Origin of the sequence: Pollutimonas sp. M17, assembly GCF_025836975.1 — a bacterium.
In the GTDB taxonomy this organism is placed as follows: Bacteria; Pseudomonadota; Gammaproteobacteria; order Burkholderiales; family Burkholderiaceae_B.
In genome coordinates this window covers 626,041-646,174 of record NZ_CP107548.1, presented here as the reverse complement: position 1 = coordinate 646,174, position 20,134 = coordinate 626,041, and the positions used below count along the sequence as shown (strand labels likewise).

21 protein-coding genes and 2 tRNA genes are annotated in these 20,134 nt (G+C 61.2%); 10 read left to right on the top strand and 13 right to left on the bottom strand.

Going from position 1 to position 20,134, the window contains the following annotated elements; all coding sequences use genetic code 11:
- Positions 1 to 46 precede the first annotated feature (46 nt).
- Genes OEG81_RS03100 through OEG81_RS03090 form a run of 3 tightly spaced genes read left to right on the top strand, consistent with a single transcriptional unit; the run spans position 47 to position 1,719 of the window.
- On the top strand, positions 47 to 355 hold the full coding sequence (locus OEG81_RS03100) for a helix-turn-helix transcriptional regulator (RefSeq protein WP_264131275.1): 309 nt from the start codon (positions 47 to 49) through the stop codon (positions 353 to 355).
- Complete coding sequence (locus tag OEG81_RS03095; protein WP_264131274.1) at positions 333 to 1,229, top strand: reverse transcriptase family protein; 897 nt, start codon at positions 333 to 335, stop codon at positions 1,227 to 1,229. Before OEG81_RS03100 ends, OEG81_RS03095 begins: the two co-directional genes overlap by 23 nt.
- 10 nt (positions 1,230 to 1,239) lie before the next feature.
- On the top strand, positions 1,240 to 1,719 hold the full coding sequence (locus OEG81_RS03090; protein ID WP_264131273.1) for a hypothetical protein: 480 nt from the start codon (positions 1,240 to 1,242) through the stop codon (positions 1,717 to 1,719).
- 276 nt (positions 1,720 to 1,995) lie between these two features.
- Here the strand turns inward: OEG81_RS03090 and OEG81_RS03085 are convergent, their stop codons facing one another.
- Positions 1,996 to 3,219 carry a plasmid recombination protein gene (locus OEG81_RS03085; protein WP_264131272.1) on the bottom strand — a complete coding sequence of 408 codons (1,224 nt, stop codon included), beginning with the start codon at positions 3,217 to 3,219 and terminating at the stop codon, positions 1,996 to 1,998.
- A gap of 111 nt (positions 3,220 to 3,330) precedes the next feature.
- Between OEG81_RS03085 and OEG81_RS03080 the strand changes: the two genes are divergently transcribed.
- Positions 3,331 to 3,633: a hypothetical protein gene (locus OEG81_RS03080; protein ID WP_264131271.1), complete on the top strand. Its 303-nt coding sequence runs from the start codon at positions 3,331 to 3,333 to the stop codon at positions 3,631 to 3,633.
- Positions 3,634 to 4,347: 714 nt separating this feature from the next.
- On the opposite strand, the gene OEG81_RS03075 is transcribed toward OEG81_RS03080, so the two are convergent.
- The 7 genes from OEG81_RS03075 to OEG81_RS03045 all read right to left on the bottom strand — a co-directional run bounded on the left by OEG81_RS03075 (position 4,348) and on the right by OEG81_RS03045 (position 12,039).
- Positions 4,348 to 4,842, bottom strand: a complete 495-nt coding sequence (locus OEG81_RS03075; protein WP_264131270.1) for a replication protein RepA — start codon at positions 4,840 to 4,842, stop codon at positions 4,348 to 4,350.
- 768 nt (positions 4,843 to 5,610) lie between these two features.
- Positions 5,611 to 5,685 (bottom strand) — tRNA-Val (locus OEG81_RS03070).
- 77 nt (positions 5,686 to 5,762) lie between these two features.
- Positions 5,763 to 6,470: a DNA polymerase III subunit epsilon gene (gene dnaQ, locus OEG81_RS03065; RefSeq protein WP_264131269.1), complete on the bottom strand. Its 708-nt coding sequence runs from the start codon at positions 6,468 to 6,470 to the stop codon at positions 5,763 to 5,765.
- A 21-nt stretch (positions 6,471 to 6,491) separates the two neighbouring features.
- Positions 6,492 to 9,581: an efflux RND transporter permease subunit gene (locus OEG81_RS03060; protein WP_264131268.1), complete on the bottom strand. Its 3,090-nt coding sequence runs from the start codon at positions 9,579 to 9,581 to the stop codon at positions 6,492 to 6,494.
- A gap of 14 nt (positions 9,582 to 9,595) precedes the next feature.
- Positions 9,596 to 10,696 (bottom strand): efflux RND transporter periplasmic adaptor subunit, encoded by a 1,101-nt coding sequence (locus OEG81_RS03055; protein ID WP_264131267.1) that lies wholly within the window; start codon positions 10,694 to 10,696, stop codon positions 9,596 to 9,598.
- Positions 10,697 to 10,759: 63 nt separating this feature from the next.
- Positions 10,760 to 11,230 (bottom strand): ribonuclease HI, encoded by a 471-nt coding sequence (gene rnhA / locus OEG81_RS03050; RefSeq protein WP_264131266.1) that lies wholly within the window; start codon positions 11,228 to 11,230, stop codon positions 10,760 to 10,762.
- A 56-nt stretch (positions 11,231 to 11,286) separates the two neighbouring features.
- Positions 11,287 to 12,039: a class I SAM-dependent methyltransferase gene (locus OEG81_RS03045; RefSeq protein WP_264131265.1), complete on the bottom strand. Its 753-nt coding sequence runs from the start codon at positions 12,037 to 12,039 to the stop codon at positions 11,287 to 11,289.
- A 27-nt stretch (positions 12,040 to 12,066) separates the two neighbouring features.
- On the opposite strand from OEG81_RS03045, the gene gloB reads away from it, so the two are divergent.
- The 3 genes from gloB to fabI are packed head-to-tail and all read left to right on the top strand — an operon-like array spanning position 12,067 to position 15,064.
- Positions 12,067 to 12,861, top strand: coding sequence for a hydroxyacylglutathione hydrolase (gene gloB / locus OEG81_RS03040; RefSeq protein WP_264132682.1), 795 nt, complete (start codon positions 12,067 to 12,069; stop codon positions 12,859 to 12,861).
- 7 nt (positions 12,862 to 12,868) lie between these two features.
- Positions 12,869 to 14,254 carry a transglycosylase SLT domain-containing protein gene (locus OEG81_RS03035; protein ID WP_264131264.1) on the top strand — a complete coding sequence of 462 codons (1,386 nt, stop codon included), beginning with the start codon at positions 12,869 to 12,871 and terminating at the stop codon, positions 14,252 to 14,254.
- A gap of 27 nt (positions 14,255 to 14,281) precedes the next feature.
- A complete protein-coding gene (fabI, locus tag OEG81_RS03030) occupies positions 14,282 to 15,064 on the top strand; it encodes an enoyl-ACP reductase FabI (RefSeq protein ID WP_264131263.1) in 783 nt (260 codons plus the stop codon).
- Between the two features lie 82 nt (positions 15,065 to 15,146).
- Here the strand turns inward: fabI and OEG81_RS03025 are convergent, their stop codons facing one another.
- The 3 genes from OEG81_RS03025 to OEG81_RS03015 form a co-directional block, all read right to left on the bottom strand.
- Positions 15,147 to 15,809, bottom strand: coding sequence for a glutathione S-transferase (locus tag OEG81_RS03025; protein ID WP_264131262.1), 663 nt, complete (start codon positions 15,807 to 15,809; stop codon positions 15,147 to 15,149).
- Positions 15,810 to 15,858: 49 nt separating this feature from the next.
- Positions 15,859 to 16,041 (bottom strand): hypothetical protein, encoded by a 183-nt coding sequence (locus OEG81_RS03020; protein WP_264131261.1) that lies wholly within the window; start codon positions 16,039 to 16,041, stop codon positions 15,859 to 15,861.
- An 86-nt stretch (positions 16,042 to 16,127) separates the two neighbouring features.
- Positions 16,128 to 17,057 carry a rhodanese-related sulfurtransferase gene (locus OEG81_RS03015; RefSeq protein ID WP_264131260.1) on the bottom strand — a complete coding sequence of 310 codons (930 nt, stop codon included), beginning with the start codon at positions 17,055 to 17,057 and terminating at the stop codon, positions 16,128 to 16,130.
- Positions 17,058 to 17,177: 120 nt separating this feature from the next.
- On the opposite strand from OEG81_RS03015, the gene OEG81_RS03010 reads away from it, so the two are divergent.
- Together OEG81_RS03010 and OEG81_RS03005 are read left to right on the top strand one after the other, a co-directional pair.
- Complete coding sequence (locus OEG81_RS03010; RefSeq protein WP_264131258.1) at positions 17,178 to 17,495, top strand: I78 family peptidase inhibitor; 318 nt, start codon at positions 17,178 to 17,180, stop codon at positions 17,493 to 17,495.
- 12 nt (positions 17,496 to 17,507) lie between these two features.
- Positions 17,508 to 18,575, top strand: coding sequence for a metal-dependent hydrolase (locus OEG81_RS03005; protein WP_264131256.1), 1,068 nt, complete (start codon positions 17,508 to 17,510; stop codon positions 18,573 to 18,575).
- 1 nt (position 18,576) lies between these two features.
- Here the strand turns inward: OEG81_RS03005 and OEG81_RS03000 are convergent, their stop codons facing one another.
- Positions 18,577 to 19,311 (bottom strand): class I SAM-dependent methyltransferase, encoded by a 735-nt coding sequence (locus OEG81_RS03000; protein WP_264131254.1) that lies wholly within the window; start codon positions 19,309 to 19,311, stop codon positions 18,577 to 18,579.
- A 196-nt stretch (positions 19,312 to 19,507) separates the two neighbouring features.
- Between OEG81_RS03000 and OEG81_RS02995 the strand changes: the two genes are divergently transcribed.
- Entirely contained in the window at positions 19,508 to 19,933 is a 426-nt protein-coding gene (locus OEG81_RS02995) for a pyrimidine dimer DNA glycosylase/endonuclease V (RefSeq protein ID WP_264131252.1), read from the top strand.
- 82 nt (positions 19,934 to 20,015) lie between these two features.
- Here the strand turns inward: OEG81_RS02995 and OEG81_RS02990 are convergent.
- A tRNA-Ser gene (locus tag OEG81_RS02990) sits at positions 20,016 to 20,106 on the bottom strand.
- Positions 20,107 to 20,134 lie beyond the last annotated feature (28 nt).

Here is a 20,134-nt window from a genome sequence, read left to right as displayed (position 1 = left end):
CTCTTCGGCACCCCTTCTCTTTCAAATCAGGGCATTGGAATTGGACATGTTGAATCGGGCGCTCAGGCTGCTAAGAACGTATCACCAACTGACACAAGTCGAGTTGGCCAAACGCCTTGGCATCTCCAACTCGTATCTCAGTGAAATCGAGAGCGGCGACAAGACACCGCAGTTAGACTTGCTGGAAAAATATTCGGAAATCTTCAAGATGCCCACATCATCCATCCTTCTGTTCTCCGAGTCGATGGACACAGAGAGACCGCATGGCAGCAAGCTGCGGATAGGGGCAGCAAACAAGATTCTTCGCCTACTGGAATGGCTGGAGGAGCGCGATGCAATCCACAAGCAAACCTAAGCGCTATCCGCTCGGACGGTCTCCGCTCTACCGTCTACGAGGCAAGGGAAAGTTCGAGACTGTTCTCGGCGTGCAATGGGATGCAATGTACAAGCTACTTGACGTCAAGTATTACCGCGTCTGGACAAATGACAAAGGGCGCCAAATTCAAGCGCCCCATGGGTGGCTGGCCCAAGTTCATAAACGCATAGGAGTGCTACTTTCCAGAATTCAGCTTCCGGACTATGTTTATTCACAGAAAGGACGTTCCTACGCCGATAACGCCCGCGCCCATCGAGGCGAAACCCCACTAATCAAAACCGACATAAGCCGCTTCTACCCCAGCGTGACCCGCCAAGCGGTCTTCCGCATGTTCATGGACGATTTCGAGTGCGCGGTTGATGTAGCCCACAGGCTAGCCGACATTTGTTGCTACAAGCAGGCACATCTTCCTACGGGAAGCCCCCTGAGCGGACGGGTGGCTTTTTTTGCAAAGCGCCACATGTTCGACGAAATCGCGGACTCGGCGCAAAGTGTCGGCTGCAAAATGACTGCCTATGTAGACGATGTGACAGTATCCGGCACAAAGGCCACGAAAGAACTACTGGGCGCAATACGCCAAACCATCGGGCGTCACGGGCTGCGCACTCAAGGGCGTAAATCTAAAACCTACGCCAGTGGCGCGGCCAAAATCGTGACAGGGGTCGTAGTGGTGCGCGACGAGGTTCGATTGCCGAACTCTCGACACCTGAATATCCACCGAGCCCGGCAGGCGGTACAAACTGCTGCTCCCGCAGAATTAGAACACGCACAAAGGGTTTTAGCCGGACGGTTGCTGGAGGCTTCGCAGGTTTTAAAACCAGCCTCCCTAGCAGACCAAGCGCCGCCAGCGTAGGTATCGGGCCATGAAACTGACGCACTTGGAGCAGCAACAGATCCTGAACCTTGTGAATACAGGCCAGATTTACGAGGCTTGGCTGGCCACAGGCCGAGACACTCTCGCCTTAAATCTCCGGCGCCATGCGTCCAGAAACCGCCGGATAGGTCTCGGAACCATACCGCCTCAAACCGCACACGACCTGCGACAAATAGCACGGGAGCGACCAGAAGCGGCCACAATCAGCTATCACGCACTGTACGCCTATGCGATGCTGACGGCTGCACAACTTGCACCGCTGAACCGCGCCCAGCCAATCAAGGCAATTACCTGCCACGCCGCACATCCCGTCGTCTGCATCGATCAGGCCGGGTTCGCAGTGATGATGCGTGTACTCGATCCCATCGAATACCTGACTTACGCAGACCAGACAAGCGCTCAGGCCATCAGAACCATGCTGCATGATGGATTACTACCCACCAGGCTTTCCCCTCGGATTAGGAGCTGAGCCTTTTCTGCTCATCAAAACAGGCAGACATCGATTCCGCAAATAGTCCTGCACATCGAACAATCATTACGTTTCGACCGTGCGCAAATGATGGTGTACTAGACAAACACAGTGGTAAAACTGAGGCTGAATGATGTACGCATCGTGGCCTGTATGTGGTCACACAGCGGCATGATTGTGGCTCAATAATGCTTTATAGCGGAACACTACCATGTAGCCAGATAGATTACACATAGATGGCACTCAATCGCCATGACCTACGACACGTATCTCATACTATCCTACGTCCGGCCTTTCTAGCTCATGACCGTCGTCATCCTTACGCTGTTCCTCGGCTTCGATCTCCCGCAGTGATCGCTGAAACTCGGCCTCAATGCGCTCTAGGTGCGCCCGATACTCGGGCGACCAGGACGCCTCTTGCTGGGCCTTCACCTTTGCGGCCTTCTCCCGGCGCAGACTCCGCGCCCGGTCTATGACCTCAGCCTGTTCCGAGCCATCCAGCCCGTCCATAAAAACCTGCTGATACAAGGCCGCATCCTTCTGTGCTGCGTTGGCCTTGGCCTCTGCCGCCGCTAGCCTTGCTCGCAGGCTCTCGACCTCCTGGCTGCGTTCATCGGCCAGCCGCTGCATGGCATCGGCCCGATTCTGGCTACTGGCCACCAGCGCCGCCGCTTTCGTTGCCGGGGCGTACTTCTCGCGGGCTAGCGCATCGAGCCGTTCGGCCAGTTCCTGGCCGGTCTCGTATTCCTTGAAGAATCCCGCCTTGGTCACGCGCTTTTGCACCTGATCGGGCGTTATCACTGGCCCCACCGCCTGGCGGGCCTTGGCATCAGCCCGCAGACGCGCTTTGCGGGCCTGCCACTCGGCGCGGGACAGGCGTTCACGTTTCGGGCCAGTCCTGGCCAGCCCGAAAGAGGCCGACACCTTCGCATGGAAATCATCTTGCCACGTCTGCATAGCCGCCTTGTAGGCCGCATTTTGAGCGCCCTTGGCCTCGCCCTCCTGTGCGGCCCGGGCGGCGGCTTGGCGACCGACGTGCAGCGCTTCGAAGCGCTCGCCATCGAGCGGCACAGCGTAGAAGTGCAAATGCGGGTGCTCCTCATCAATGTGCTCGACCACAGAGCGCAGCCGCTTGCCATACTGTTCGCGCAGGAAGTCCACCGCCGCCGCCCGGTATTGCGGCCAGTCGTCGGCTCGATCAGCGGGCAGGCTGACCACACCAGCGGCGACGCACAGGCCGTCAGCGCGTAGCTTGCGGCCCTGGGCGTCCTGGACAGTCGCCGCGTACGCTTCGGCCAGCGCCTCCAACTGCGACGGCATGGCGCCATGCAGCAACTTCGGTGGTTGTGGTTCGCACACATGCGGACAGGCGCCTGGCTCCCTCATCGCTTCGGCGACGATGTCCCGGATACTCCACTTGCGTGGCTGCATCTTGCCGTTTTTACGTTGTTGACTGCCCTTGCGGGCGTAGCCCTCGATGTGTGCAAACTGGTAGCCCATAGGGGCCATTCTAAATCGACTTTTTTGGTATGCATAGAGACCGACTATGCTTATTCATCACCCCTGGCGGAGTTCTTCATAAGCGCGGCCCTGCCGGGGGCTACTATACATGTGATCATAATCATTACATTCATGATCGCCCAGGTCTCCGGCATCAAGCATTGTGCGCACCGTACTAGCGCTCATCTCATCAGCAAGCGCCAGGTACTCAGAGGGCGCGAGCACAGGCACCATCACCGCGAACCCTTCCCGGTCCACACACGCAACGAGACGAGGCGCTCGGCAACGAACTGTTGCGATAGCCTGGGCGGAGTCCAGCGGGGCAAGCTGCGCAGCAGCCAAAGTAGCATAGGCATACAAGGCGTGGCTGCTGACTACAGCCATATCCGGCTGATCCCGCACTATCTGCCGTAGCTCACACGCAATCCGAGGCGGCATGGTCCCAAGGGCCACTCGGCGGTTTCTGGACGCCTGACGCCGCAAGCACACGCTGAGATCGTCCCTACGCTGACATAGCCATGCCTGGTAAAGCTGAGTCGTATTCACAAGGTGTAAGCACTGTAAAAGTGTCAGCTTGGTAATCATCACGAGATCCGAAATTAACTACCCACTTGGACACCACATCCAGCACATGCAACTATTGTGGCACGGCAAACCGCCTTCGGCGACCCTGCCGGGGGCCACTCGCCGCGTGGCAGGCGGTCAGGGGGAAAGCACCCCTGACCACCAGCTCGGAAGCGTGTAGGACATTCCAAGGCATCAAGGGGTATTCATAAAGCCCTGTAAGCGCCCGTACCGGGCTCAGGCCTTTACAAAGCTTCCCCTTGACCCCTTTCCATGCCCAGACCGTCAAAAGGCCTTAATTCGCCTTAAAAACAATCCTGCACCTTCCTTTACTGCTGAACCGGGCCGCGTAGCGGCAAGTTGCGAGGGGGGGGCCGCCGCGCAGCGGTGGGGGGCAGGCTACTGCCACCGGGGGGCGACGGGGCGAGCCGTAGGCGAGGATGGGGGGCGGCAGCCCCGCCCCGTAGGGGCCTGCCCTTCCCCGCCCGAAGGGTGGGGACTCTTGTCATACCTCTCACTGCGCTTAGGTTTTCCACAGAAACCAGCCTCTTATTACCAGATAAATTAAAGGAAAAGATTAAAGGATTCCTGTGCGGTATGGAGCCCAAGCTGCAGGCGGCAGGCAGCCAACGCATGCATCTGCTTACGCAGCGCGGTAAGCGAGCCGGTGCGGCCCCCTGTTGCAGTCTTGCCCAACATCCGTAGAAACTCACTCGCACTGTTCCCGATCGTTATTTCCCGGCTTTTTTCACGGACGGCCTGTGTCGAGATCCAGGCCAACGCCAGGCGCGGCAGGGGGCCATACGGGATAGACTGCTGCACAGGCCCCCTCCCTTCATCGAGGTATCCGGCCTGAACGTTCACCCAGGCCGCGCCTGATTGGCGCATGAACTCGCGCCCCTCGAATTTTGAGCGTGGTAGCCCGACCTGACACAGAACAGCATGCGTGAAGGCCATGTTTTCACCCTCAGCCGGGGCTCCCATGATTTTTGCCGATGCGTCGATAAGCTTTCCGTCGGCTTTGGTCAGCTCACCAGGTTGCCTGTGAATGGTATCCATGAGCTAAGCTCTGGACTGTCGCTGATTTCCCTCCCAGCGCTCACGCGCCAGTTGCTCAGCCTTGGTCGGCCTCCCCCGTGGCCGACGAGGCGCAGGTGGCTCTGCTGGTCGATGAGAATCAATCCACGCCAGTACTTCATGCTCATACCAGCAGAGCCGCCTGCTGTTCGGCATCTTGAAAGGCCGTGGGATCAGGTGCGCATATTTTTGATTGGTTGCGCAGGTACGGATCGTTGTCGCCGTCTTGCCGATCAAGGCAGATAGCTGTTCGATGAAAAGTATTTTGGGCAAGCTGTCAGAGCTGGCCAGCGGGTGCATTGTTTGCATGCGTGCCTCACAAGCGAACGCGCTTGTGAGAGCCGATGCTGTTGGTACGGCGCATCAAGCTACTTTGTCAGCCTGACGGTTTATCGCCGCACCTCACGGTGCTTCCTTCACTTGGGCTTGATGAGTGATGGCGGTTGCGCTTGCGCATCATCATCGACACCCCGGCGGGTACACGCCGAGCGTTGAATTGCTCTCTTGATCCGGCTATCTCTCGTTCGCTCGGATCTCACCTGCCGTATCGCGGCACACAGCGTTTATGAGGGTGTCTGGCAGGTCCGCCGTGTGCGCTCACCCATGCATAACAGTTTAGAGTGACTACCCGCCGCTGTCAACGAGTCTTGGGACACTCTCGGGACACTGAATAGGTGGATTTACTCTAAATCGACATGCATAACGAATAAGAGCCATATCAGCTAAATGCTTGATATGACTCTAGAATTCTGGTGGGCGGTACTGGGTTCGAACCAGTGACCCCTGCCGTGTGAAGGCAGTGCTCTACCACTGAGCTAACCGCCCCAAGGACGCAGCGCCGGCCAGCTGAAGGTGTCGGCTAGGCGCAAACGGTTGGGAAGGCCGTAATTGTACACTAAAGATCAGGACTCGATGGCGCGCCACACGCTGGGCTTGCCGGCGGCCTTGTCCAGCGCGGCCAGATAGGCCTCGTGCGCCTCCTGCTCCGCAGGGTTGGCCAGCACGATTTTAAGCATTGAGGCGTCGAACTTCTCCAGCCGGATGCCGTTCGAGCCGGCGCCGCCCTCTTCCTCGAAATCCATGAGCAGGGCATCTTGCCCCCGCGTCATGGCCAGCCATACGTCGGCCAGGAGCTCCGAATCCAGCAAAGCCCCATGCAGCGTGCGGTGAGCGTTCGATATGCCGTAGCGCTCGCACAAGGCGTCCAGCGAATTGCGCTTGCCGGGATGCAGTTCCCGCGCGTGCAGCAGCGAATCGGTAACCTTCACGCACATGCTGTCGAACCTGGGCAGGCCTATGCGCGTCAATTCGGCATTCAGGAACTTGACGTCGAAGGCGGCGTTGTGAATGATGACTTCGGCATCTTTCACGTATTCCACCAACTGATGCGCGACCTCTTCGAAGCGTGGATGGCCGGACAGGAACTCGGTGGTCAGGCCGTGCACGGCCAGTGCCTCGGGGTCGCTGTCGCGGTCGGGATTCAGATACAGGTGCAGATGCCGGCCGGTCAGGCAGCGGTTTTCCATCTCGACGCAGGCCAGTTCGACGACGCGATGGCCTTGCGCGGGATCCAGCCCGGTCGTTTCCGTATCCAACACTATTTGACGCATAAGATTCCTGTTGCTTTCAAGCTATTGCGCCTGCTGGGGCGCCGTGTGTTCGGGGACGGCCGTGGAGGCCGTGGTGGCGGCCTTCAGTTTGACCTTGCCGGCGATCAGGGTGTAGGCCACCGGCACGACGAACAGGGTAAGCACCGTACCCAGGCTCAGGCCGCCGACCAGCACCCAGCCTATCTGCTGGCGCGATTCGGCGCCGGCGCCCGTGGCATAGGCCAGCGGCAGGACGCCCAGCACCATGGCGCCGGTCGTCATAAGTATAGGCCTTAAGCGCAATACGCTGGCTTGCACGACGGCCTCGAATTTCTCGACGCCTTCGGCGCGCAGCTGATTGGTGAATTCGACGATGAGAATCCCGTGTTTGGTAATCAGGCCCACCAGGGTGATCAGGCCGATCTGGCTGTAGATGGACAGGGTGCCGCCCGACAGCCAAAGGGCCAGGAGCGCGCCCGTCATGGACAAGGGCACCGAGAACATGATGATCAGCGGGTTGCGCCAGCTTTCGAATTGAGCAGCCAGCACCAGGTAGATGAAGGCCAGCGCCATCATGAAAACCAGGTAGATGCCGCCGGAGGAATCGCGGAACTCGCGCGACTGCCCGTCCAGGTCGATCTGCACCGTCGGCGGCAGGACCTCGCGCGCCACGGTATTCATGTGCTCCAGCACTTCACCCAAGGCATAGCCGGGGGCGATCGATGCCTGCACCTTGACCGCGCGCAGGCGGTTGAAGTGGTTGAGCGATTGCGGCGAAACGCTTTCGGAGACGCTCAGGAAATTGGACAGCTGCACCATGCCGCCCGCGCCGGTCCGTACGTAGATGTCGGAGATATCCGAGGGATCGGCCCTGTCCTGTTTCTTGACCTGGACGATCACGTCGTACTGCTCGCCGCTATCGCGGAAACGGGTCACCTGCCGTCCGCCCAGCATGGATTCCAGCGTGCGCCCGACGTCGCCGACATCGATCCCCACGTCGGCCAGCTTGTCGCGCTGGACGACCACCTGCAATTCGGGCGTATTCAGCCGCAGGTCGGTGTCGATATTTTCCAGGCCCGGGTAGTCTTTCAGCTTGTCCAGGAAGCTGTTGACCAGCTTGTCCATTTCGGGGTAGCTCACCTGGCTCATGATGACGAAATCGATGGGCTTGGAGGTGGCCCGCTGCCCCAGCGAAGGCGGATTGGTGGGGAAGGCGCGCACCCCGGGCAATGCGGCGAACTCGGGCTGCAAAGAACTGGCGATGCTCTGCTGCGAACGATCCCGCTCGCTCCAGGGCTTGAGACGCAGGATGGCGAAGGAATCAACCACGGTGGGATAGCCGATAATCGACTGGTTGCCCGCAGACTCGGGTATGTCGGCATACAGGCGCTCGATCTGCTTGACGCTCTGCAAGGTGTAATCCAGGGTCGAGCCCTCTGGCCCGCTGACCACGCCGAACACTACACCGCGGTCCTCGATGGGGGCAAGTTCGCTTTTGACGGTCTTGAACAACACCACGCTGCCCAGCGCCACAGCCAGGCCCAGCAGCAGCACGATGACGCGATGGCGCAGGGCGCGCGCCAGGCCATTGCGATAGCGATCCGTGAGGGAAACCAGCAAGCCTTCGATGAAGACGTAGATCCGCCCATGGCCCGCCTGGTGCCTGAGCAAGGTGGAGCACATCATGGGGGTCAGCGTCAGGGCGACGAAGCCCGACACCAGCACGGCGCCCGCCAGGGTCAGGGCGAACTCGATGAACAGGCGGCCGGTGCGGCCCGTGGCGAAGGCCAGCGGCGCGTAGACGGTGACCAGGGTCAAGGTCATGGCGATCACGGCGAAGCCGATTTCCTTGGCTCCCAGGAAGGCGGCTTCTATCCGTGTCTTGCCTTCTTCGATATGCCGGAAGATGTTCTCCAGCACCACGATGGCGTCGTCCACGACCAGGCCGATGGCCAGCACCATGGCCAGCAAGGTCAGCGTATTGATCGAGAAACCGAAGAAATACATGATTCCGAAGGCGCCGACCAGGGAAACCGGTATGGTCACGATGGGAATCAGGCTGGCGCGCAGGCTGCGCAGGAAAAAGAAAATAACCAGGACGACCAGAATGATGGCCTCGGCCACCGTGTGATACACCGAATTGATCGACTCCTGGATGAAAACGGAGGTGTCGTAGGAAATATTCAACTTCATGCCGGCCGGCAGGTTTTCGTTGATCAGTGCGACTTCCTTGCGCGCCTCTTTGGATAAATCCAGCGGATTGGCCGTGGATTGCTTGGTGATGCCTATGGTCAGGCTGGGCTGCCCGTTGAAACGCGCCAGCACCCTGTCGTCCAGCGGGGCGATCTGCACGTCGGCCACGTCGCCGATGCGCACCGGATAGCCTTTGACGCTGGCGACCACCACATTGCGGAACTGCTCCACCGTTTGCAGATCGGTGGACGAAACCACCGAGAACTCGCGCTTCTGCGATTCGATGCGACCGGCCGGAATAAGCACGTTCTGCTGGCGCAGTGCCTCCTCGACGTCCTGAACGATGAGGCCGTAGGCGGCAAGCTTGCCGCGGTCGATGAATATCCGCATCGAAGGCAGGCGCTCGCCGTAAACACGCACCTCAGCCGCTCCGGGGAGCACCGACAGGCGCGTCTTGACGTAGCGATTGACGTAGTCGGACGCCTCCATATGCGAATAGCTGCCGGTCGATACGCCGATGTAGATGATGGGAGTCGAATCGGCCTCGACCTTGCTGATGATGGGCTCGTCGATTTCGTCGGGCAGGTAGCGCCGCGCCCGCGAGACCTTGTCCCGGACGTCGGCGGCGGCCGCGTCGGGATCGCGCGCCAGGTTGAACTTGATGTTGATCAGGCTGCGCTCCGAACGGCTGCGCGAGGTCATGACGTCGACGCCTTCCATGCCCGCCAGCTGATCCTCGAGCGGCTTGGTGACCTGCGATTCGACCACTTCGGGCGAGGCGCCCTTGTAGCCGGTGATCACCGAGACCACCGGCTCGTCGATGGCCGGATACTCGCGCACCGTAAGCCTGTCGTAGGAAATCAGGCCGATCAGCACGATGACCAGCGACAACACGGTGGCGAACACCGGGCGCTTGATGCAGATTTCGGAAAGAACCATGTCTGTGCTCGCTGCTATGAGACGGCAGCGTTTTGGGGCGTGGACAGCACCTGGACCGGATCGCCGTCACGTACTTTTTGCAAGCCTGCAGTGACGACCCGGTCGCCGGGGCGCAGCCCCGTCACGATTTCGACCCGGCCGCCGCGGCGCTGGCCCAGCTGGACGACGACACGCTCGGCGTGTCCGTCGGCGATGCGGAAAACATACTGCTCTTCGCCCGACGGCACCAGCGCCGTCTCGGGCACCACCAGCGCCAGGTCGTCGGCGAACTGCAGGCGCACGCGGGCGAACATGCCGGGGCGCAATGAGCCATCGGCGTTCGGCACATTAGCTCGCAGCAGTATGGAGCGGCCGCCGACGTCGACCAGCGGACTGATGGCGCCCACCTCGCCTTCGCGGCTTTGCCCCGGCAAGGCATCGAAGCTGAGCGCCAGCTTGATGCCTTCGCGCACCTCGCCCAGGAACTGTTCGGGAATGCGGAAGTCGACTTTCAGCGGATCGATGGATTCGATGGGCACAAGATCTATGCCCGGGCTGACGTAATCGCCCACCGAGACGTTGCGCAGTCCGATCAGGCCGTCGAAGGGCGCCAGGATGGCGGTCTTGTCCAGGTTGGCCTTGGCCAGCGCCTGGGCGGCCTGCTGCACCTTGAGCTGGCTGCCGGCCTCGTCGCGCGCCTGCTTGCTGATGAAGCCCTGCTTGCCCAACTCCACCGCGCGCCGGTACTGGCTGTCCGCCAGGCTGAGGTTGGCCTGGGCCTGCTGCAGCTGGGCCTTGGCCACGCTGTCGTCCAGGCGCAGCAGCACCTGGCCCTTCCTGACCTTGCCGCCCTCGTTGAAGTTTATTTCAGCGATGCGCCCGGCGATTTCCGGACGCAGCATGACGGAGTTCTCGGAGCGCAGGCTGCCCACCGCCGATACGCCGCGCGGCATGGCAAGCTGCTCTACCGGCGCCACTTCGACCGCCACCTTCTTTTGAGCGTCGGCGGCCTGTGCCGGAGCCTGCGGCTTGGCCGCGCCGTTGGCTCCACGCCCCGCCCACCAGCCGGCGCCGCCCGCGCCCAACGCAATGCCCACCGCGAGCACCAGAAAAAGTCCGATAGGGGAGTGTTTCATGAGAATAGGATAGAAAAAGGGATAGCGACACAATTTGTGACTTTAGCATTGCTTTGCTTTTAATTACATGCTTTTATTCGCCAAGTCCGCGCGTGCCCGCTCCACCCCCAGATTGGCCAATTGATCGGCCCTTTCGTTGCCGGGGTCGCCGGCGTGGCCGCGCACCCATTTCCAGGTCAGGACATGCTCCTGCACCAGGGCGTCCAGCTCTTGCCACAGGTCGGCATTCTTGACCGGTTTCTTGTCGGCGGTCATCCAGCCCCGGCGCTTCCAGTTTGCCAGCCATTCGTTCATGCCCTTCTGCACATATTGGGAATCGGTGTGCACGACCACGTCGCAGCGGCGCTTCAGGGCCTTGAGCGCCTGGATCACGGCCATCAGCTCCATGCGGTTGTTGGTGGTGTGGGGCTCCCCGCCGCACAAGGCCTTTTCATGGCGGCCCTGGCGCAGCAGCGCGCCCCAGCCTCCCATTCCGGGATTGCCCTTGCAGGCGCCGTCGGTCCAGATTTCAACTTGACTGCTATTTAGTGCCATGGATGTATTGCGTGAATCGCTTGCTGAGTTATTACGAGGGTGCCCGGCGGCCGAGGCTACAGCACGGAATCGGAATGGCGCCCCGTGACGACCGCCTGCCGCTGGACGCGCTTCCTGGCCTTCTTCCATTTCGGCTCCACCAGCGTCATGGCCGTAACGCGCTTGACGGCCGACACGACATAGACTGCGCCGCATACCGGCCACCACCGGTCGCCCGCCGCGTCCATGAAGGCCCAGCGATCCAGCCAGGCCTGGCTGGTGCATGGCGGGGCGTAGCAGCCGAAACGCCCCCTGTCCAGCTCGAAGGACAACAGCTTGAACCAGTCCTTCAGGCGCGGCAGCGACACCTGCAGATGCGCCGGAACCGGCAGCAAGGGGTCCAGTCCGGGAATGCGGTCGCTGGCGCCCCACAGGCTCCAGGGATTGAACCCGGAAATCACGACGCGGCCCTCGGGCATCAGCACCCGCTCGGCCTCGCGCAGTATCTGGTGCGGCCTTGCCGAGGTTTCCAGCACATGGGGCAGCACCAGCAAATCGATGCTTTGCGTATCGAACGGCAGGTTCTCCGGGTCGGCCACGACCACCTCGCCGGCATGGGCGTCCGTGTCGAAAAGCACCCGTGTCCTGCCCTTGTAGGGTATGCGGTTGGCACGCAGCAGGTCCCAATGCGGCAGGCCGATTTGTATGGCATGATAGCCGAATACATTGCCGACCATGGCATCGATCTGCTTCTGTTCCCAAGCTTGCACATACCGCCCCGGCGGGGTGTCAAGCCACTCTGCAAGCTCTAATATAAGAGGTTGTTCCACCGCTACGATAACTCCCCGCTTTGCGTTATGACTATGGCAAATACCCAGTTGATCCCGCTGCCCGCCTTTACCGACAACTATATCTGGATGCTATGCAAGAACGGCCGGGCCGTTGTGGTGGATCCAGGCCAATCGGCCCCCGTAGAGCAGGCGCTGGAACAGCACGGGCTGACGCTGGATTCCATTTTACTTACCCACCATCACCACGACCACGTGGGCGGCGTGCTGGCATTACAACAGCGAACAGGGGCTGTCGTCTATGGCCCCGCGTCCGAAACCCTGCCGGCCTGCGATCATCGGCTGCGCGAAGGAGATACGGTACAATTGCCCGCCGTCGACCTGCAGCTCACTGTATTCGATATTCCGGGCCATACCGCCGGCCATATCGCCTACTACGGCCAGCTCGATACGGGAATACCCTTGGTTTTTTGCGGCGACACCCTGTTTGCAGGAGGTTGCGGACGCCTGTTCGAGGGTACCCCCGTCCAGATGGTGAATTCTCTGGGTAAACTAGGCGCTTTGCCGCCTAGTACGTTAGTATGTTGCGCCCACGAATATACCCTGGCAAATTTACGTTGGGCGTTGCATGTCGAGCCCGACAACGCCGTTTTGCGGCAGCGATGGGAAGCCGCCACGCGGCTTCGATCGCTTGGACAGCCGACGTTGCCGTCCACGATACAGGCGGAACTGGACAGCAACCCTTTTCTGCGCGCTTCGCAGGCCTCGGTGGCCAAGGCGGCCAGCGCTTATGCAGGAAGCCAGCTGAAATCAGAAGTGGACGTATTTACCGGCTTACGCGAATGGAAGAACAACTTCAAATGAATTGCCAATGAACTGCTTGCGACTATTCATTCTGCTTCTCGTAGCAGTGCTGGCCGGTTGCGCCACCCATAACACGCAAAATCCCTACGCCTCCGCCAAGAAAACCTACACGGCGGCTGAAACCTCGCGCACCATAGACCTGACCCACCCGCCGCGCGACATGTGGGACCGGATACGGCGCGGCTTCGCGATTCCCAATCTTCATGGCGAACTGACCGAGCGCTGGACCAGCTACTACGCCTCTCATCCCGAATCCGTGCTGCTCATGAGCCAGCGCGCCGGCAAGTATCTGTATTACATCGTCGACGAGCTCGATCGCCGCGGCCTGCCCACCGAACTGGCCCTGCTGCCTTTCGTCGAAAGCGCCTACAACCCCACCGCCTACTCGCGCGCGCATGCGTCCGGGCTGTGGCAGTTCATTCCCAGCACCGGCAAGCACTACAACCTGGAGCAGGACTGGTGGCGCGACCAGCGCCGCGACCCCATCGCCTCGACCAACGCGGCGCTGGACTACCTGTCCTATCTATACGATTTCCAGGGAGACTGGTATCTGGCGCTGGCCTCGTACAACTGGGGTGAAGGGTCGGTGAAGCGGGCCATGGAAAAAAACGCCAAGGTCGGCCAGCCCGCCGACTACGCCGCGCTGAACATGCCCGACGAGACGCGCAACTACGTGCCCAAGCTCCAGGCCATCAAGAACATCATCGCCAATCCCAAGAAATTCGGCATCACGCTGCCGGAAGTCAGCAACACCCCCTATTTCACCACCGTGCAGAAGCGCGACATCGACATCGACATCGAAGTCGCGGCCAAGCTGGCGGAGATGTCGGTCGAGGAATTCAAGCTGCTCAACGCCTCGTTCAACCGGCCCATCATTCTTGGCGAGCATAAGCCCACCCTGCTCCTGCCCACCAATCGCGTCGACATCTTCAATGCCAATCTGCAGGCCTACCAGGGCCGGCTCAGTTCCTGGGATACCTACAGAAGCAAGAAAGGCGAGTCCTATGCGGCCATTGCCAAGCAGCACGGCATCAGCCTGGGGCGGCTGCGGGCGGTCAATGGCCTGAGCAAGAAGCAAAGCCGCGCGGTGGCGCAGACCTTATTGGTCCCGGCCAAGGGCGCTCGCGGCTCGATCCAGCTGGCATCGCTGGAAGTGCCCAAGGGCGACGCCACGCTCGGGCGCGGCAGCGCCGACGGCAGTAAAGACATCGTCGTCCTGCAGCGCAAGGCCAACGTCCGGACTCATACGGTCAAAGGCGGCGACACGCTGTATTCTTTGGCCAAACGCTACAACACCTCGGTCAACGAGTTGCGCAAGCTCAACAACCTCAAGAACGACAGGCTGGCCAAGGGCAAGCGCTTGCGCGTTCCCGGCACGAGCATACGCGGCTAGTTCTCATACATAAAAAAGGATCATCACATGGGTTTCCTGAACGGTAAGCGCATCCTGGTTACGGGCGTGCTGTCCAATCGCTCCATCGCGTACGGCATCGCGCGCGCCTGCAGGCAGCAGGGCGCGGAACTGGCATTCACCTATGTCGGCGATCGCTTCAAAGAGCGCGTCACGGAGTTCGCCAAGGAACTGGACAGCAGCATCGTGATTTCCTGCGATGTCTCCGAAGACGAGCAGATCGACAACGCCTTCAAGGAACTTCAGGGCCACTGGGACGGCCTGGACGGACTGGTGCATTCCATCGGCTTCGCGCCCCGTGAAGCGATTTCCGGCGACTTCCTGGAAGGCATGACGCGCGAGGGCTTCCGCGTGGCCCACGACATCTCGGCCTACAGCTTTCCCGCCATGACCAAGGCCGCCCTGCCCCTGCTCAAGGGCCGCAACGGCTCGGTGCTGACGCTGACTTACCTCGGCGCCGAAAAGGCCATACCCAACTACAACACCATGGGCCTGGCCAAGGCGTCGCTGGAGGCCAGCGTGCGCTATATGGCGGCCTCGCTGGGCCCGCTGGGCATACGCGCCAACGGCATCTCCGCCGGCCCCATCAAGACACTCGCCGCGAGCGGCATCAAGGACTTCTCCACCATACTCAAGTATGTGGAAACCCATGCGCCTCTGCGCCGCAACGTCACCATTGAAGACGTCGGCAATGTGGCCGCCTTCCTGATGTCGGACCTGGCGGCGGGCGTCACCGGCGAGATTACGCATGTGGACGGCGGCTTTTCCACCGTCGTTCCCGGCATGGAATAAGTTCCTGCGCGTATCGGTTTTTTGGGGCGGCCGCGAGCCGCCCCTCCCGTTTCCGGGCCGCGGCGGAACATGAAGATCCAGGCTACGGAAAACGCGTAGGCGGATCGCCGTCCTTCCATGGCGGGTACCTGGCCATGACGGCCTGGAACAGTTCGCTTTCCTTCCAATCCGACAGCCACCGCCGCAGGCGCGGCCAGGGCTGTGCCTGGAACCAGTCCGCTTCCACATGGGCGAACTGCCGAACGAAGGGCGCAATGGCCATGTCGGCCAGCGCGGGCCGGTCGCCGAACAAAAAAGACCCGTCGTCCAGCCGACTGTCCAGGGATGACAGCCAGGCCATGGATGCGTCGCGGAAGCGCTCGCCGCTTGCCTCCTGGTAGCGCTGCGGATACTTGTAGCGGTCCAGCTGCTGCTTGAACGGGCCGTCGCATTCGGCGACAAGCGCCAGCATGGCCGTCATGCCGCCCCGGGCGGGCTCCAGCCAGCGGCCGGGATCCTTGCGCCGCAAGGCCCACAGCATGATGTCCAGGCTCTGGTCCACGATGCGCCCGTCGGTATCGACCAGCACCGGCACGGTTGCCTTGGGCGAGGCATCGAGCAGCGCCTGAGGCTTGACCCGGAGCACAACCTCGCGCAGTTCGCAAAGCTGGCCGCTGGCGGCAATCGCTAGGCGCGCCCGCATGGCATAGGGGCAACGGCGAAAAGAATACAGAATGGGAAGGGAAAGGCCAGGCTGAGTACTCATATCCAAGGGTTATACCCCAGGCCGGCGCTTCCCGTAGCGGGGATCGGGGCTATTTGTCGCGTTTTCTGCCGTAACGCTCGTTTCCGACGCTGGCCATGCAGATGATCTGCTTGGTCGAAGCCTGTTTCGCGCGTTCCTGGTTGATACGCTGCTGGGCTCCCGTTTGCAGGGGACGAAACGGCGTGGGAGTACGGGGTTTTACAAGCATGACAGCCTCACGGTAGAGCTTCATGCCGCCATCGGAAGCGGATGAAGACGGTAAAAACTGCTAACACGCTATTACCATACTCCGTTTTGACTGCACGCGTATGAAATGTGCTATTTCATACGCACGCCGATGTGGCGCTGATGCCGCTCGCGGGCCAGTTCGACCTGCTTCTGGCGCTCCCTGAAGCGCTGCTGCTGCTCTTCGCTGTGCGTGCCATGGCAATGGGGGCAACTGACACCCTCTTCGTAGTGCTCCGAGGCCTTGTCCTGGGCATCCAGCGGCAGGCGGCAGGCGCGGCATAGTTCGTAATGGCCCGGCGCCAGGCCATGCTGCACCGAAACCCGTTCATCGAAGACGAAACATTCGCCCTTCCAGCGGCTTTCTTCCTCGGGCACGGTTTCCAGGTATTTGAGTATGCCGCCCTCCAGGTGGTAGACATCGTCGAAGCCCTGGGAGCGCAAGTACGCCGTGGATTTCTCGCATCGTATGCCGCCGGTGCAGAACATGGCGACTTTGCCGCCATGGGCCAGTACTCCGCCTTCGCGCGATTGCTCCGCCACCCACTGCGGAAATTCGGAGAAGCTGGTCGTATGGGGATTGACCGCCCGGTCGAACGAACCGATGGAGACTTCGTAATCGTTGCGCACATCCACCACCACGACGTCCGGATCGTCGATCAGGGCATTCCATTGGGCCGGCTTCACATACGTGCCCGCCATGGTGCGTGCATGCACATTGGGGACGCCCATGGTCACGATCTCGCGCTTGAGCTTGACCTTCATGCGGTAGAACGGCATTTCTTCGGCCCATGACTCTTTATGCTCCAGCCCCGCCAGGCGCGAGTCCGCCCGCAGATAATCCAGGACCGCCCCGATGCCCTCCTGGCTTCCGGCGATGGTGCCGTTGATGCCTTCTTCGGCCAGCAGCAAGGTGCCCTTGACCCCCCGGGCTTCGCAGAACTCGAATAAAGGCTGCTGCAACTGCCGATAGTCGGAAAGCTCGACAAACTTATAAAGGGCCGCAACGAGAAAATTAGCCATAAACCTGAACAATGAAAAAGGCCGGCCCGTCCCGGCCCGCCATCGGCGTTATTTTACCGTCATCGGTCCGCGCGGTTTCCAGTATCATTAATACGCGACAACGTACCTGGAGGAATGCTCATGACAAGGAAACTGATGCCCGGCGCCGTGGCGGCGCTTGCCCTGCTTGCGGGCTGCGCGGCGAATCCCTCCGGCCCTTCCGGCGGCGCAGGCCCCGACACCTCGGCGCCGCCGCAGGCATGCAATGCCGACAAGGCGGAATCCGCCGTTGGCAAAAAGGTAAGCCCTGAGCTCGTGGAAGAATATCGCAAGCAATCGGGCTCCGAAACGGCCAGGGCGCTGCGGCCCAACGACGTCATGACCCTGGAATACAACCCCCAACGGCTCAATCTGCGTACCGACGACCAGGACATCGTCATCAGCGTCAACTGCGGCTGACACACGCAGGCAATGGATTCCCTTACCCAGGCCGTGCTTGGCGCCGGCATCCAGGGCGCCATGCTGGGCCGCCACCAGGGCCGCAAGGCGCTGGCGGCAGGCGCCCTGCTGGCCACGCTGCCCGACCTGGACGTGCTGATCGACTACGGCGATCCCGTGTCCGGCATGATCAATCACCGCGGTTTTTCCCACTCGGTATTCGTCTTGACCGCACTGGCGCTGGCCCTTACGGCGTTGTTCCGGTACTGGCGGCCATCGCCCCACTACAGCGCCCGGCGGCTTTTCCTGACCCTGTGGCTGGTACTGATCACGCATCCCTTGCTGGATGCCTTCACCAGCTACGGCACGCAATTGTGGTGGCCGTTGCGGCCCACGCCCACAAGCTGGTCCAGCATTTTCATCATCGATCCGTTCTTTACCTTGCCGCTGTTCGCCACGGTGGCGGCCGCCGCCATCGTGGGCCTGCCCCGGAAGGCGCGCGGCGCGCTGTGCTGGACCCTGGGTTGGTGCGCGGCCTACCTGGCCTTGTCCGTGGGCGCCAAATCGGCCGTCGAAGCCAAGGCCAGGCAGGACATGGACCGCGACGGCATTGCCGTGAGCGCCATGTTTTCCACTCCCGAGCCGTTCAACATCGTGCTATGGCGGGTCGTGGCCAAGGCCGATGACGACAGCTACATAGAGACCGTGCGCAGCGTGTTCGACACAGGCCCGTCGGAAAGCATACGGCGGCCGCTCAACACCGCGCTGGCGGACCTGCTGCCCGAGTCCAGCCGGCTTGCGGGCCTGCGGTGGTTTACCGACAACTGGCTGCGCTACGACGATATCGACGGCCGGCTGGTGGTCAGCGACCTGCGCATGGGCCTGGGCGGCGGCTATTACTCCTTTCGGTTCGAGATGGCGCGGCGCACCGGCCCGGAAGGACGCTGGGCCGCCATAAGCCCCGTCTACTGGCCCGGCCAGCGGGGAACCGAGCACCTGTCCGCCGTCTTGAGGCGGGCATGGCAGTCGACGCCCCCATTGCCGCTGGCCCAGTGGGAACGGAACATGACGCAGCCGCCGGCGCCGGCCGCGCTGCCCTGAGCTAGCCGGACAGCGGCCCGCCGCGCCTGTATACCAGCAAACGGCCCTTATAGGCATCGAGCTTCGCGTCGCCGCCATGGCTGGCCGGGGCCGGATCGGGCAGGCGTTGGTCCCGCTGCATCCGGAAGCCGTGGGCGGCCATGTGGCGATTGAAAGCGGGCCGGTGGCCCCGGTTGGGATCGACCATCCAGATCTCGGCCTTGTCGGCGGCGTGGCGGTCGATGAACTCCGCCAGGCTTCGGGGCGCATCGCGCTCGTACAGCAGATCGCTGCCTATGATCAGGTCGTAGCGCCCCCGCAATGCCGATTCGGAAACGCCTGGGCCAGACGGCATGCTGCCGGCGCCCCATTGGCCATACCGATAGTCCAGCAAGGGCAGTTCATTGAGGCGTGCATTCTCGTCAAGAAACTTCTCGGTCAGCGGATGGCAATCGCTTGCGGTGACACGGGCGCCCCGCCGCTGCCCGACCAGGCTGGCCAAGCCCAGGCCGCAGCCGATTTCCAATATGCGTTCGTTCCGGCAAACAGGCCGCAGCGCCAATTGAATGGCCAACTGAACGCCCGACGGCCATAGCAAGCCGAACAAGGGCCATGTGGCGGAACTGATGCCGCGACGCTGTGCGACGCCGCAAGGGTCGTGGAATTGCTGGCGATCCAGCAAGGAGCGGATGACAAGATCATCGACACCCGCTATGGCGATACTTTCCAGCTTGGTTTTATAGCCGGGTATCGTCATGGCAACACCATAAGGCAAAGACTCTCTTACTGACACAGGGCACCCAGTATCACATATATAAGAGCAGTTGGCCAATTTTCGCTGTAATTTAAATGAATTTAGCGACAGAAAAGGATATTTCTTCAGAATTGCTGGGACGCCTGCAAGGACGCGCATCCGTAGTATGCTGTCCACCTGTCGCACACCGCCCATACCTATGACCCGTATAAATTGCATCCCCGTCGAGGAACTAAGCGGCCCGCATCTGGTTGCGGAATACCGGGAATTGCCCCGGGTATTCGCGCTGGCCGAGAAGGCTGCCAGGCGGCCGAGCCTGAGCCAGCCCGACGGCTATACGTTGGGCAAGGGCCATCTTATATTTTTCTACACGCGCCTGGGCTATCTGGCCCGCCGCCATGCCGAACTGGTAAGCGAAATGAGAAGGCGCGGCTACAAGCCCTCGTTCGACGGCGTCCGGCGCGAGGATTTTCAGGGTATTCCGGATGCTTTCTGGAACGACTGGACGCCCACGGCGCAGGCCTTGCGGCTGAATCGAGAACGGATCCAGGAAAGAAGCGGTGGCGCAATCGCCCATGCGTCTGCCATGCCGGGCAACGGGCCACGCAATTCCGGCCCCCGGTAAAAGGCAAATAAAAACCCGCCAAAATCAAATTCCTACATGATTTATGGCGGGTTTCGCGGTATACCTTACCGGACGATATTCTTGGCGGACAGAGGGGGATTCGAACCCCCGATACGCTATTCACGTATACACGCTTTCCAGGCGTGCGCCTTCAACCACTCGGCCACCTGTCCTTGTCGCTTCGATATTCACGCAAAGCGA

What these genes read in the sequence shown, in the direction of transcription:
- OEG81_RS03100 (WP_264131275.1), top strand. Translation starts at nt 47, where the DNA reads ATGTTGAATCGGGCGCTCAGGCTGCTAAGAACGTATCACCAACTGACA.
- OEG81_RS03095 (WP_264131274.1), top strand. Translation starts at nt 333, where the DNA reads ATGCAATCCACAAGCAAACCTAAGCGCTATCCGCTCGGACGGTCTCCG.
- OEG81_RS03090 (WP_264131273.1), top strand. Translation starts at nt 1,240, where the DNA reads ATGAAACTGACGCACTTGGAGCAGCAACAGATCCTGAACCTTGTGAAT.
- OEG81_RS03085 (WP_264131272.1), bottom strand. Translation starts at nt 3,219, where the DNA reads ATGGGCTACCAGTTTGCACACATCGAGGGCTACGCCCGCAAGGGCAGT.
- OEG81_RS03075 (WP_264131270.1), bottom strand. Translation starts at nt 4,842, where the DNA reads ATGGATACCATTCACAGGCAACCTGGTGAGCTGACCAAAGCCGACGGA.
- dnaQ (WP_264131269.1), bottom strand. Translation starts at nt 6,470, where the DNA reads ATGCGTCAAATAGTGTTGGATACGGAAACGACCGGGCTGGATCCCGCG.
- OEG81_RS03060 (WP_264131268.1), bottom strand. Translation starts at nt 9,581, where the DNA reads ATGGTTCTTTCCGAAATCTGCATCAAGCGCCCGGTGTTCGCCACCGTG.
- OEG81_RS03055 (WP_264131267.1), bottom strand. Translation starts at nt 10,696, where the DNA reads ATGAAACACTCCCCTATCGGACTTTTTCTGGTGCTCGCGGTGGGCATT.
- rnhA (WP_264131266.1), bottom strand. Translation starts at nt 11,230, where the DNA reads ATGGCACTAAATAGCAGTCAAGTTGAAATCTGGACCGACGGCGCCTGC.
- gloB (WP_264132682.1), top strand. Translation starts at nt 12,067, where the DNA reads ATGACTATGGCAAATACCCAGTTGATCCCGCTGCCCGCCTTTACCGAC.
- OEG81_RS03035 (WP_264131264.1), top strand. Translation starts at nt 12,869, where the DNA reads ATGAACTGCTTGCGACTATTCATTCTGCTTCTCGTAGCAGTGCTGGCC.
- fabI (WP_264131263.1), top strand. Translation starts at nt 14,282, where the DNA reads ATGGGTTTCCTGAACGGTAAGCGCATCCTGGTTACGGGCGTGCTGTCC.
- OEG81_RS03025 (WP_264131262.1), bottom strand. Translation starts at nt 15,809, where the DNA reads ATGAGTACTCAGCCTGGCCTTTCCCTTCCCATTCTGTATTCTTTTCGC.
- OEG81_RS03020 (WP_264131261.1), bottom strand. Translation starts at nt 16,041, where the DNA reads ATGAAGCTCTACCGTGAGGCTGTCATGCTTGTAAAACCCCGTACTCCC.
- OEG81_RS03015 (WP_264131260.1), bottom strand. Translation starts at nt 17,057, where the DNA reads ATGGCTAATTTTCTCGTTGCGGCCCTTTATAAGTTTGTCGAGCTTTCC.
- OEG81_RS03010 (WP_264131258.1), top strand. Translation starts at nt 17,178, where the DNA reads ATGACAAGGAAACTGATGCCCGGCGCCGTGGCGGCGCTTGCCCTGCTT.
- OEG81_RS03005 (WP_264131256.1), top strand. Translation starts at nt 17,508, where the DNA reads ATGGATTCCCTTACCCAGGCCGTGCTTGGCGCCGGCATCCAGGGCGCC.
- OEG81_RS03000 (WP_264131254.1), bottom strand. Translation starts at nt 19,311, where the DNA reads ATGACGATACCCGGCTATAAAACCAAGCTGGAAAGTATCGCCATAGCG.
- OEG81_RS02995 (WP_264131252.1), top strand. Translation starts at nt 19,508, where the DNA reads ATGACCCGTATAAATTGCATCCCCGTCGAGGAACTAAGCGGCCCGCAT.